Here is a 12935-nt window from a genome sequence, read left to right as displayed (position 1 = left end):
AAAAAATGATCGATTTTGGCAACTTTTACCAGATTATCGCTAAAAGCAAATTAAGCCCTTGGCTTGAAGTATTACCTGCACAACTCGCCTTATGGCAAAAGCAGAACCACGATAATCGCTTTAACCATTGGTTAAATAGTCTTAAACACCTACCACATTTCATTCCTGATGAAATTGATTTAAAAGAGCAGGTCCGTGTCACTGCTGCGACGCAACTCTCCGCAGGACAAGAAAAACAGTTAAGACATCTATTACTTGCATTAAGCCCATGGCGTAAAGGACCCTATGATCTCTATGGCATACATATCGACACCGAATGGCGTTCAGATTGGAAATGGCAACGTTTAATCAAACACATCAGCCCATTGGCCAATCGCACTGTTTTAGATGTTGGCTGTAATAGTGGTTATCACTTATGGCGAATGGTTGGCGAACAAGCTCAATTAGCGGTTGGTATTGATCCAATGCCCCTTTATCTTTGCCAATTTGAAGTGATCCGTCAATTACTAGGCAATGATATGCGAGCCCATTTTTTACCATTAGGTATCGAAGATCTACCAAAATTAAACGCTTTTGATACGGTGTTTTCGATGGGCGTACTTTATCATCGCCGTTCGCCCCTTGATCACCTTTATCAATTAAAAGATCAATTAGTACATGGTGGTGAACTGGTGTTAGAAACCCTGATCATTGATGGTGATCAACATCAAGCACTTATGCCAGGCGAACGTTATGCGCAGATGCGTAATGTCTATTTTATTCCTTCAATTAAAACGATGGAAAATTGGTTATATAAATGTGGTTTTTGCGATGTTAACGTGGTTGATGTTTCGATCACTACGACTGATGAACAACGTAAGACGGACTGGATGACTTCGGATTCATTAGCAGATTTTTTAGATCCCTCTGATAATAGCAAAACTATCGAAGGCTATCCTGCACCAATGCGAGCGGTATTTATTGCAAAAAAACCATAAGGATCATAATAATACTATCTCTGTGATGCCGCCTATATTGGTGTATTATTTCAACATTTATAGTTTGCCTATGTTGAGCGTGAATATCCTGTTATTTTATAATAGGGCTGATTGATCCCTTAAGCTGTTTAAGCCTAGCTTGCCTTAGGCTTAAACAGAAATAACCGTCATTTATAACCATAAATGCTGTTGACGCATGGATGGATATAAAGAACGGTATTTTACTTACGAGCAAGGCGCTTAGCTACGTAAAACGACAATAGCAATGGATTAAGCCACGCCTAACACTTTACGCCCATTTGTCGTTGCGACACGTATAATATTCTCTAAATCGGTATAACGGCAACCAGTAATCAATAATTTTAACTCTTCCCACATATTACCATCCGAAAATGGCAACATATAGTCACTAATATTATCTGTACCAATCGCAACAGGAATGCCTGCGTTAGATAATTCATCAACGGGGGTTAAGGCATTGCGAGTTGGCCCCTGCTCTTCTCGACGTGGGCTATCAATCCAAGCAAATGGACAGGCAATAACCATCAGCTCGGCTTCTTTCATTTTTCGGTATAATGCTTGTCGATAGGCAAGATCATGAGCTGTGATGGAAATACTGTGAATAGCAACCACACGCCCATGCATGCCATGCTCTATGGTTTTATCCGCTAGCAGTTCAGTTTCTCGCTCCGCTTTTGAATTAAATTGATCGACATGAACATGTACCATTTTATGTTGACGTTTTGCGGTTTGCATTAATATATCTAAATGGGTTGCACCTTTACCATAATCGCGTTCATCTCGCCGTGGTAATCCACCAATAATATCAACCAGTTCTGCACCTTTATCAAACCAATACCGTGCTTTTGGATCAATGACGCCTTTTAAGGTTTGATTAACTAATTTAATGGTAATATCGGTTTTATACTGCTCTTTAGCTTTAATGGCGGCCCGTATCGCGCGTTCTTCACAAATGGGATCAATATCAACAAAAGATCCCATTACCGTTACGCCTTGCTCAATCATCCGTTCTACTGCCATACAGAAATGGCGATAATAGTCCTCTTCACTCATTGACGATTTTAAGCGATCTACGGTATCCCATTTTTCAATCAGCGATTGCTTTTGATAGACATCAAAACTATGTCGAGAAATGGTGAAAGCACGATCGGCATGCATATGAGCATTCACCCACCCACCATGGGCATTAATATTATCAATTAAAAAGGCTTTTAAACTTTGATCTTGATTAATTAACCTCATTTGTTTATTGGTCATCGTCGTTCTCACTTTTTCATTAGTTTATTATTTGATAAAAAGGTTACATAAAAAAAATCCTCCATTAAGGAGGATTGATTACAAATAGCTAGCATGGTATTAGAATAACAATCTAAATGATGTAAAACGATATCCGTTATCACTTTCATTAATTACATTGTCCACTGAACGTCTAGAGAGAATAAAATGTTTATATTTTATTCAGACAAATGATAATTACAATAGGTATTTATAATAAAAAACATAAATAAATGAAAAGGTTACAGTTTTATTTTTGAGACACTTATCTTTTAATAAACCTATTATTGCCATTTTTTGGTTACTATTAATCAATAAACAGATATGATTAGCCTCAATACCATAACATAGTGTATCGTCTTATCCCCTTTTATCTGATGATGGTGGACATTAACCAAAGCTATTAATGATAACTTTATCAGTAATATCAAAATTGAGATAACGGGTTAACAGGACTTATTTAAAAGAGAGTGTCTCCGTATAATGACGAAAAATCGAAACAGGATAACCGTCATCAATTTTATCTTGCATATTCAACATTATTGCTAATAAATTTTATCTTGTGCCACGTGTAGCGCATATTTACTGAGAAATGAAAAGAATAAATGGGATACACAGCCCAAATAGCCACAAAGAAAAACATCTTTTATTTTAATAATAAGATCACTTTTATTTATGACTGCACCTTTCACCAAACTCGTATTTAGATAATAAAATCTGACTACAATAAAACCGGTTAGATTGACAATTCAATATTATGATTTTAATCATCCTTGTTAACAGTCCATTTTATGGTTTAAATAGGCGATGAACTAAAATGTAGATGTATACAAATGGGATAAATCATTAATTAATAAATCTGTCTGATTATCCGCGATAATTTCCCCCTGCTGAATGACTAACGTACGCGGTGTAATGCGTTGTGCTTCTTCAAGATGATGCGTGACCATTAATAATGTCAAGGAATAGGTACGGCAAATATCCTCAACTAGCGACAACATATCTAATCTTAATAGCGGATCTAATGATGAAAATGGTTCATCTAATAATAAAACAGGTCGTTTTTGTAATAAGCAACGTGCTAAAGCAACCCGCTGGCGTTGTCCACCTGATAATTGATGTGGGTATCGTTGCAAGTAATCGGTTAACCCCACTTTATCTGCAATATCGAATAAAGATGATTTTTCTGATGCGCTAAGCCGTAATGAAGGAGCAATGCCAAGTCCCATGTTTTGATAAACCGTCAAATGCGTAAAGAGATTATTAGTCTGAAATAACATTGCAACCGCTCTTTTATTTGGCGGTAAGTGAGTGACATCAAGGCCATTAAGGATAATTTGTCCACTCGTTGGCATAATAAAGCCAGCAATAAGATTTAATAAAGTACTTTTACCGGCACCACTAGGGCCAATAATTGCCACGCGCTCACCTTTGGCAATCGATAAATCAAATTGCATGGATTGTTGCCGATAATGATAGTTGATTCGATTAAGTACGATCATAATGTCTCATTAAGATTTCCGTTAAATAAAAAAGCAATAAGCAAATCATTAACAATAGTAAAGCAGTAAAATCTGCCTGCTGCTGTTGATAACTGCCCATTTGCTGATATAAATAGTAAGGTAAGGTAGCAAAATCTGGCTGACCAAATAGGGCAATGATCCCAAAATCACCCATTGACATCATACAAGCAAAAGCAAAAGTGAAACAAAACAAAGTTTTTAAGCCTTTAACTTCTATCCAATAAAAATGATTCACTCCGGTTATATTTAAGGATTGGCTTAAGCAATGATAGCGTTGATAAATGGTCTCCATTGGTCCTTCTAAGATTTTTAATGCAAAAGGTAAGGTAGCTAATCCATTACTAATAATCACTAATATTGCGATAAACCACGATACATTACTCAGCGTAAAAAAAAGTAAAAACAGACCAGATGCTAATACCATCGTTGGTATAATTAAAATTAGTGAACCCATCATAATCATTGATTCACTTAGCCATCGATAGCCGCGTACTAATAATCGACTATAAGTCCAAAGTAGACTAATCGCCAATAATAAGGTAACCGTAGCGGCGCAAAAAGCGATAGTTAATGAATTAAGGATAGCCTGTATTAGGGTCGAGGTTATTAACGTTATCGAGAATGCCGCCATGCCATTAATAACGATCACCACTAATGGCGAAAGAATAAATAGCGCAGACAAACCAACAATAATATAGCTGATTAATGTTGGTAGCGTGCTAAGTGTACCGATATGATTTGGATGTTCGACTTGTGATGCCATTATAGATGGTGGTGTTAATCTTCTTACCAACACCATAAATAATAAACAAAGTAGGGTTTGAACTAAGGATAAAATAACAGCTTTATCTAATTCAAAATCACGTAGTGCTTGGAAAATCGCCACCTCAAAAGAGGTATTTTTTGGTCCGCCTCCTAAAGTAAGCACTACGGCAAAACTGGTAAAACAGAGCATAAAAATTAGGGATGCGATAGATGGAATTTGTCGCAACAGTACCGGCCATTCTAAATAGCGAACATGTTGCCAATAAGAAAAACCTAGCTGAGCAGCTAGCTGGCGTTGCTCAAGCGGAATCGCCGCTAAACTTTGATAAAATAAACGAAAGGCAAAAGGAAAATTATAAAAAACATGCGCGATGATAATCCCCTGTATACCATATAATGAAAAACTATAATCGACACCAAACCATTGGCAAAGGGTTGCTAATCCGCCATGTCGACCATAGATAGAAGGTAAACTACTCACTAACACTAATGATGGTAACACAAAAGTTAAAGCAAATAATCGTAATAACAGTGCTTTACCATAAAAGCGCAATGGATAATAAGCTTTCGCCAGTATCAAAGCGAATACCACCGAAAAGACAGTCGATAGCGCTGCCTGAAAAAGGGTAAATCCTAAAATACGCCATAGCGCTGGACTAAAAATAAAATTAAGATCCGTCTGATCAAAAGCAAACAACCATAGTGATAACATGGCTGAGAATAATAAGCCTAGAATCGCTACCGCAGCTAGCGTTCCAGGCAGCAAACTACTTAATGACTGACTGCGTTTTGCCATGTTTCAATCCATTTAGTGCGATGGGCTTCGATCACGTCCGGCTTCATCATATAAAATTTATCTACGGTAATTAATGGGTCAAAAGCAGCGGGCAGTTCAATCTTAATGATTGGATGCATAACATTATGTACAGCTAATAAATATTGCGCTTGCTGCGATCCCAGAAAACGTAAAAATTGCTGAGCTAGCTCAAATTGTTGAGTAAATTTGGTTATCGCCGCTACTTCGATTTGCTGATAATGGCCTTCCGAAAAAGCCAGAGCCGCATAGTGATCTTGGTGCTGATTAAGTCGATGTGCTACCGGTGACGTGTCATAACTTAATACAAAATCGGCTTCATCTTTCAAAAATAGGCTATATGCTTCACTCCATCCTTTGGTTACTGTCAAGGTTTTCTTGGACATCGCTTGCCATATTTGATATGCCTTATCGCCATAAATTGACTGTATCCATAATAATAGCCCTAAACCTGGTGTACTGGTTCTAGGATCCGCATACACTATTTTCCAGTCATTCTCGCTCTCAATCAATTGTTGCATACTGGTTGGTGGATGAGAAATTTTCTGTTTATTATAAATAAACGCAAAATAACCATAATCATAAGGCATAAATTGGTCATTCCACCAAGCTAATTGTTGATTTTTGAAGGGGGCAATATGATGGGGCTGCACAATATTAGCATTGTTGGCTGCGGCAATTAAATTATTATCTAATCCAACAATCACGTCAGCTTTACTTCTTTTTCCTTCGAGCTTGAGTCGATTTAAAAGCGTGACACCGTCACCAAATGCCATAAATTTAATGTTACAGTGACATTGTTGCTCAAACAGATTTTTTATTTTTAGTCCAGGTCCCCAATCCGAAATAAATGAACTATAAGTATAAACGGTTAAAGTCGGGGTTGACTCAGCATACGCTATATGACAAAAAAAGAGACTAAGAGATAATAGAATAATACGAAACATTTTGCCCTCCAAAATTAACGCCAAGGCAAAAGGTTTGAGGTTATGAAATCAACATCCTTTTCATGACTCCCAAATCCCTCCGCCGGTATTAGCCGGTTCAGGTTCGACGGGTTTTTGTTTCTTGAGCAGATGATCTAAAACAAATCTCAGCAAAATGCACCCCGATGAGAACAGACCGATTGTAAAGGTTAGCAACAATAAAGTAAATAGACATAAAAGTATTTATTATTACCCATTTAACTTTTTGTTAAACCAACCATAATCGCAGCAATACTCGTTAATAATAAGCCAATGATTGTCAGTTTTAGCTCACTACGGGTTTTATGCTCTTTTAAGAAGACAATCCCACCCATCGTTGAAATAATGACCCCCATTTGTGATAATGTATAGCCTACTGCAACCCCATTGACTTTTAATGAAATTAAATAACCTAACGCCCCAATCGCAAAAATAAAGCCGGACATTAAATGTCGCCATGATTCATGACCCAAAATGGGCTGCTGTTTATAAACAAAGATGGCTTGCAACCACGTTCCTAAAACCATCCCCACAACTTGCGGCAAAAATGCACTCCAACCATTACTATCACTAAAATTAGGTAAAGTGGCATAACCTATATAACCTAATGTTGACAAGAGTAAAATCAGGATGCTACGTTTTAATTGACTGATCTCTTTGGATGAGCGGCGTTGTGTTTGATATGAGGTCAAAAAGAGACTAAATATAATTAACGCTATCGCACCAAAACCTAATATTTTTTGATAGCCACTAGCCCAATCACCAAAAACCACCACACCAAATAAAGAATTACTAATTAATAATAATCCCGTTGCAAGCGGCATGGTTTGTGATACCCCTATAATTTCAAGCGCACGGTATTGATTAAGCTGTCCTACACTCCAAAATATCCCTGAAATAAAGCATAATAGGACATTGCTTAAGCTATAAGAAACATGATGGTAACTGAATAATAAACAGATAAGTGCAACAATTAGCGATCCTAATGTCGTCCCTATCATCTGCTGAATAGGTTTTCCACCCAATTTCGTCAATATAATCGGTAACATGCCCCACATTAATGCAGGAAACAGCCCAATTAATATATTGATCATAGTTAGATCCAATAAAGGTAATAATAATCAGCAGCATAACCAGATAACTTAGTTAGGTAAATCAAGTTAATTAAATATTTAATCTTACTAGCAATAAGTTAACTGATTTTTATTGATTTAACATCAAGTTTTAATCGCACTTTTAAATAAATAAGCAAATGGCAATAATTAAATCACTTCCTTTTTAATCCAGTGATAATAAACAGATCGAATCAAAGAGACCTCCTCTTTTTTACTACAATTCAGAAAGTACTATAAAAAATAGCATTGAACGTCCCTATCCTCTCACATAGCTAATAACAATACCGCCTTTTCAGCAGTAACATTAGCGAAATATACCGCACGATAAAAAGAGAAAAATAAAACTTGGCATATCCTTTGCATAATTTTATTTACCTATTCTGTATTTTGGGAGATTGCAATGAAATTACTTACTGCCATTATAAAACCCTTTAAGTTAGAAGAAGTTAGAGAAGCACTTTCCAATATTGGAATTACTGGATTAACTGTTACCGAAGTGAAAGGATTTGGGCGACAAAAAGGGCATTCTGAGCTATATCGGGGCGCTGAATATAATGTCAATTTTCTTCCAAAAGTCAAAATTGAACTGGCAATTAACGATGATATGGTTGATGAAGTGATAAATATACTCGTTCACACTGCCCACACAGGTACAATGGGGGATGGCAAAATTTTTGTGACGCAATTAGAACATGTGGTTCGTATTCGTACTGGCGAAACCGATGAATCAGCGTTGTAATATTTTAAGGAGATAACGATGTTAAAAAAATTTATTTTCCCTTTAAGCACCTTGCCGTTAAAGTTACTGTTTTCTATTTTTAGCCTTATGTTTGCTAACCCTATTTTAGCCAACCAAGATACTATAGCTGATAAAGCCGATAATGGATTTATGATGATCTGCACCGTGTTGGTGCTATTTATGTCATTACCTGGCATTGCGCTTTTTTATGGCGGCTTATTACGGGCTAAAAATGTACTTTCGATGCTATCACAAGTTCTAGTCACCTTTTCAGTGATTACGGTATTATGGATTGTTTATGGTTACACGCTTACTTTTGGCGAGGGTGACTGGTTTTTTGGTAATTTTCGTCATGTTTTATTAATTGGTATTGGTATCAATGACGTTTCTGGGACCATTTACGAACTAATTTGGATCGCATTCCAAGGCTCATTTGCTTGCATTACCTGCTGCTTAATTCTTGGCGCTTTTGCTGAAAGAGTCCGTTTCTCCGCCGTATTAATTTTTATGGTGTTTTGGTTTACTTTTGCTTATATTCCAATGGCGCACATGGTCTGGGGAGGAGGGATTTTAGATGACGAAGGCGCATTAGATTTTGCGGGTGGAACAGTCGTCCATATTAATGCCGCTGTGGCAGGATTGGTTGGCGCTTATTTGCTTAAAAAACGTATTGGCTTTAACCGTGAACCACTAAAACCATTTAATTTACCTCTAGTTTATCTTGGTGCAGCAATTCTTTATATTGGTTGGTTTGGGTTTAATGCTGGATCAGCGGGCCATGCTGATCAAATTGCCGGCCTTGCATTGATTAATACGATTACCGCCACCGCCGCCGCTGTATTATCTTGGGCTTTAGCCGAATGGCTATTACATGGTAAACCATCTTGTCTTGGGGCGGTATCTGGCGTAATTGCAGGCCTAGTTGGGGTGACTCCTGCTGCTGGATTTGTTGGTGTTGGCGGTGCTTTATTAATTGGCTTTATCTGTGGTTTATCAGGAGTTTGGGGTGTTTCTTCGCTCAAAAAAATGCTAAAAATAGATGATACCTGTGATGTCTTTGGCGTACATGGTGTATGTGGAATGGTGGGGTGTTTATTAACGGGTGTATTTACCGCTGATTCACTAGGGGGTATCGGTTATGCCAATGGTATTACGATGATAAACCAAGTTACTATTCAATTAGTGAGTATCATCACCTGCGTCATTTGGACGACCATTATCTCTTTTATCGCTTATAAAATTGCCGATTTATGCGTTGGTTTACGCGTTACAGAAGAACAAGAAAGAGAGGGGCTGGATATTCATTGCCATGGAGAAAGCGCATTCAATAATTAACCGAATCGCTTAAACAGCGCTCAAGTTTGAGCTTTTTCGTTTATTTTGTCTGATGTCTTATCTTTTCTGAAAGAGCAGATTTCAGACAACTTTAGCCAACGAACATCGCCACGAAAATGGGATAATATAGCGAATCCTAGTAGAAATAATCCCCATTTATAGCCGAATAAGAATCAGGTGGTAATGTGCTTGGATGATCACCTAATTTTTAATCAGTTACCCTTAACTTAAAGATAAATTAATATGCCATTTTTCAGCAATATCTTGTTTATTCGTTACCCTTAACCAATTGTTGATAATCTTCATTAATTGGGTATTATTTTTTTGGGTCATATAGACTTTATAAGATCTAGAACCCACTATAGGGGCTTTTGTTGCAAAACACAAAAGCTTAGGATAATAATATTGATAATAATTTGCCTGAATTAAATCAGTTATGACAATATCGGTCCCTCTGTGCCAGAGTAAATCTATAGGATTAATGTTATATTGCTGTGGATAAATTATTGCCGCTGGCATATATTTTTTAGCAAAACTCATAATATGGGCATCCGTATCCATCACAATCGCATTTGAACTATTTAGCGCCTTTACATTTCTTATTTGATAAGGGTTTTGGCAAAATTTTAACGCAACAACCCCATCGGGAATGACTCTTTTTGATAATAAAAACTGTCGAATAAGATCAGGACTATACGAGATACCCATAGCAATATCAAATTTATCGGCAGCCAACCCATCGGCCAATCTTGATTTATCCACTACCAACAAAAATAGATCGACATTCAATGACTTTGCTAAGGAGCGTGCCATATCCACATCAAATCCCATTAATTTGTCTAATTGATCTTGATAGGCTAGAGGTGGATTATCGACCGAAATACCAACAATTAGCTTTTTAGAATCAATAATTTCAGTGACTGTCCTCGCGTGTACTAACTCACTACTTAATAGCATTAATGCCATGCAAAGTATCTTTTTCATTATATTATCCTAACTACTTTTTGGGTTGCGATTTTTTTAATCATTATTTCACTCACTTAGTTGTGTAAATTATAACCTAACTTACACAAACTGACTACTAAATAGCCACAACCATTACGTAATAAATGTCCAACAAATGAATTAATACGTTTCGATAGTTATCAATTATTAAATATTAAAATGAATAACCAATTTTATACTTATTCAAATAAAGTTAGGGATAATGGCTATTTTGGTGGAAAAATGTTTGTTCTCAATTAGGCATATTTAGTTTTATTGAAGCAACAACAGGAAACTCGCCTTTGACCATGACGTAGTTAACTCTTATTGATAATGCTTTAGTTTTATTAGGAAAGGTTATTTTTCAGCAACAAATGGGAAGAATTATTGGTGATCCGTATATTGAAAATAAAAACAATAATACCAATGAATTGATAAAAAACATGAGTAGAGCAAATAAGCAATATATTTTTGGTGAATAGGCAATCAATTATTATAAAAGTTTATTATTTATTTTATTTGATAAAATTCCATAACATATGACTAAAAATAAAATTAAAAAGGTATTATCTAAACGATTAGCCTATTCAGATATAACTACTTATTATAGACAAAAATTATTTTCAAAAATCGTTCTTTATATACATACAACGAAAATACTATTGAAATAGCTGCTTTTGACTGTCAAATAAATAATAAACAGCTATCTATTTATTATAATTTCTTTAATAAAAGTGATTTGATAGACCGATATGGTAGTAAAATTAAATTACAAATCAGACAAAAAACACCACTTAACCGAGGATTTTGCCCTGCTAACCATGACCTCGTTTAATAACATATTCAAAGCGACCATTTTAAATGACTTCAATATTATTGACTGCTGACCCAGATGGTGCTCCCGAAAAAGGAATTAGTTTATTGTAACGAAGGTATCAACACCATATGGGCCGCCGCCTACCATAATGTTATTTTTTGAATATAAAGCACGTTGTCTCTACCGAACAAATTAGCCTTATCAATTTAATTTCTATCTCGCCATATCATTAACTATCTAAAATTATTTTATCTGTGGCATTCTATTAAATAGAACAGTGACTAATTATTTCTTATCTACTCCCGTTAAAACCGTAAATAGCCATTGATTCTGACTTATTGCCGCAATAAAATTATTTTTTCCTGTTTGTGTTACCATTTCACTGCCGAGTGCTAATGCTAGCCAATAAGAGAGCTGCGTTTGGTTACCAACAAGAATGCCTAATTTATATATCTCTTCGAAAGAAAAGTTTGACCTAGCTAATTTATCAATAAGCTTGCTCTCTTGTTGTTCATCTAAATTGCTAAACCAAAATTGTTCAACTTGTTGCATAGCGGATTGAATCTCAACCATCTGCTCAATCCCTTTATCCATATCTGTTGTTATCATCGGACGTAAAATCTCAGCCTTTGCTATATCGAGTGCCAATTTTTGATAACGGTCTTTATCCATCAACAAAAAAGCACATAAAAAAGCCGTATCCGAAGAAGAGAGGGTATTATTAATAATTATTAGCTGTAATGCTGATTGTCCATTATCAATCCATTGCGTTAAACATTCGGCATCAGTATAGGTTATTATATGATGGGATAAAGTATAAGATTGGTCGATTTTAGCTGTTTTATAGACTTGCTCTATCTCACTATCAAAATAGCTACCGTATGCTTGTGGTGATGAGTAAATGGTAATATTGATCGATTCTGTTTCGGGTAATTGCGACAATACCCCACGCATTGAAAACAATATAGACTCAAGATGTTGTTTTAATTCAAAGTTATCAGAAAAAGCGAGGGATTTATCAATTGTTACGTCCAGATTAGCCCTATCATTTAAAATCTTTTCTGCGGTAAGTGAATTAGGTAAAATACAATGGCTATCGAGAACTATCAATGATTGCATTGCCCATAATTGCCAGTTCTGATTGATATGTGCCACCTCATGCTGCCATATCTCATATTTTTCCAGCGCAAGCCCATAAATATAGATACGTACACTAATAGCAATACTACCAAGCACAATGGGAATAATCATCCCTTTTGCAATAAAAGTCCATTGTGGTGTACCACTGTCATGCTTCGATATTAAGAAAAAGGCAATGCCAGTAATCAGTGTTAAGATGATAAAAAACAGTAGCCATTTTACAAACTGTAATTTTTTAGGTAATTTTACTCGGTTACTGATATCAGGTTTAGGCCATACCATGTTATTATTATTCCATTTCTAGCTTGTTAATTGTTAAATGTTATCGGTATTTTATAATGCTATAAGTATAGCCCAATAATGCCAATATTCATAATAAACTGTTCTAACTCGCTTTCTCCGATTTAAATAACTTAGTTTGTTGATCTAAAAAACTCAGTAAATCAGGCATACGGTATTTACCCG

At 36.0% G+C, this 12935-nt stretch carries 10 protein-coding genes and 1 riboswitch; of the genes, 3 read left to right on the top strand and 7 right to left on the bottom strand.

Annotated elements, in window-relative coordinates; all coding sequences use genetic code 11:
* Window positions 1-5 precede the first annotated feature (5 nt).
* Window positions 6-977, top strand: a complete 972-nt coding sequence (cmoB, locus tag O970_RS04555; protein WP_024495971.1) for a tRNA 5-methoxyuridine(34)/uridine 5-oxyacetic acid(34) synthase CmoB — start codon at window positions 6-8, stop codon at window positions 975-977.
* Between the two features lie 270 nt (window positions 978-1247).
* On the opposite strand, the gene O970_RS04550 is transcribed toward cmoB, so the two are convergent.
* The 5 genes from O970_RS04550 to O970_RS04530 all read right to left on the bottom strand — a co-directional run bounded on the left by O970_RS04550 (window position 1248) and on the right by O970_RS04530 (window position 7434).
* Window positions 1248-2255 (bottom strand): amidohydrolase family protein, encoded by a 1008-nt coding sequence (locus O970_RS04550; RefSeq protein WP_024495970.1) that lies wholly within the window; start codon window positions 2253-2255, stop codon window positions 1248-1250.
* Between the two features lie 830 nt (window positions 2256-3085).
* Entirely contained in the window at window positions 3086-3775 is a 690-nt protein-coding gene (thiQ, locus tag O970_RS04545) for a thiamine ABC transporter ATP-binding protein ThiQ (protein ID WP_024495969.1), read from the bottom strand.
* A complete protein-coding gene (thiP, locus tag O970_RS04540; protein WP_024495968.1) occupies window positions 3762-5357 on the bottom strand; it encodes a thiamine/thiamine pyrophosphate ABC transporter permease in 1596 nt (531 codons plus the stop codon). Before thiP ends, thiQ begins: the two co-directional genes overlap by 14 nt.
* Complete coding sequence (gene thiB / locus O970_RS04535; RefSeq protein WP_420885468.1) at window positions 5333-6313, bottom strand: thiamine ABC transporter substrate binding subunit; 981 nt, start codon at window positions 6311-6313, stop codon at window positions 5333-5335. Before thiB ends, thiP begins: the two co-directional genes overlap by 25 nt.
* Before the next feature lie 65 nt (window positions 6314-6378).
* Window positions 6379-6496, bottom strand: a riboswitch (TPP riboswitch).
* A 62-nt stretch (window positions 6497-6558) separates the two neighbouring features.
* On the bottom strand, window positions 6559-7434 hold the full coding sequence (locus O970_RS04530) for a GRP family sugar transporter (RefSeq protein WP_051318597.1): 876 nt from the start codon (window positions 7432-7434) through the stop codon (window positions 6559-6561).
* A gap of 421 nt (window positions 7435-7855) precedes the next feature.
* On the opposite strand from O970_RS04530, the gene glnK reads away from it, so the two are divergent.
* Window positions 7856-8194 carry a P-II family nitrogen regulator gene (glnK, locus tag O970_RS04525; RefSeq protein ID WP_024495965.1) on the top strand — a complete coding sequence of 113 codons (339 nt, stop codon included), beginning with the start codon at window positions 7856-7858 and terminating at the stop codon, window positions 8192-8194.
* Window positions 8195-8212: 18 nt separating this feature from the next.
* A complete protein-coding gene (amtB, locus tag O970_RS04520; protein WP_036562653.1) occupies window positions 8213-9529 on the top strand; it encodes an ammonium transporter AmtB in 1317 nt (438 codons plus the stop codon).
* 222 nt (window positions 9530-9751) lie between these two features.
* Here the strand turns inward: amtB and O970_RS04515 are convergent, their stop codons facing one another.
* Window positions 9752-10513 (bottom strand): transporter substrate-binding domain-containing protein, encoded by a 762-nt coding sequence (locus tag O970_RS04515; RefSeq protein WP_081685258.1) that lies wholly within the window; start codon window positions 10511-10513, stop codon window positions 9752-9754.
* Window positions 10514-11615: 1102 nt separating this feature from the next.
* Window positions 11616-12752 (bottom strand): hypothetical protein, encoded by a 1137-nt coding sequence (locus O970_RS04510; RefSeq protein WP_024495962.1) that lies wholly within the window; start codon window positions 12750-12752, stop codon window positions 11616-11618.
* Window positions 12753-12935: the final 183 nt, after the last annotated feature.

Origin of the sequence: Candidatus Schmidhempelia bombi str. Bimp (genome assembly GCF_000471645.3) — a bacterium.
GTDB lineage: Bacteria > Pseudomonadota > Gammaproteobacteria > Enterobacterales > Orbaceae > Utexia > Utexia bombi.
Note: the sequence above shows the minus strand (reverse complement) of the source record. Positions and strands in the feature narration are given on the sequence as shown.

Coding starts and splice junctions, on each gene's coding strand:
- cmoB (WP_024495971.1), top strand. CDS start 6: ATGATCGATTTTGGCAACTTTTACCAGATTATCGCTAAAAGCAAATTA.
- O970_RS04550 (WP_024495970.1), bottom strand. CDS start 2,255: ATGACCAATAAACAAATGAGGTTAATTAATCAAGATCAAAGTTTAAAA.
- thiQ (WP_024495969.1), bottom strand. CDS start 3,775: ATGATCGTACTTAATCGAATCAACTATCATTATCGGCAACAATCCATG.
- thiP (WP_024495968.1), bottom strand. CDS start 5,357: ATGGCAAAACGCAGTCAGTCATTAAGTAGTTTGCTGCCTGGAACGCTA.
- O970_RS04530 (WP_051318597.1), bottom strand. CDS start 7,434: ATGATCAATATATTAATTGGGCTGTTTCCTGCATTAATGTGGGGCATG.
- glnK (WP_024495965.1), top strand. CDS start 7,856: ATGAAATTACTTACTGCCATTATAAAACCCTTTAAGTTAGAAGAAGTT.
- amtB (WP_036562653.1), top strand. CDS start 8,213: ATGTTAAAAAAATTTATTTTCCCTTTAAGCACCTTGCCGTTAAAGTTA.
- O970_RS04515 (WP_081685258.1), bottom strand. CDS start 10,513: ATGAAAAAGATACTTTGCATGGCATTAATGCTATTAAGTAGTGAGTTA.
- O970_RS04510 (WP_024495962.1), bottom strand. CDS start 12,752: ATGGTATGGCCTAAACCTGATATCAGTAACCGAGTAAAATTACCTAAA.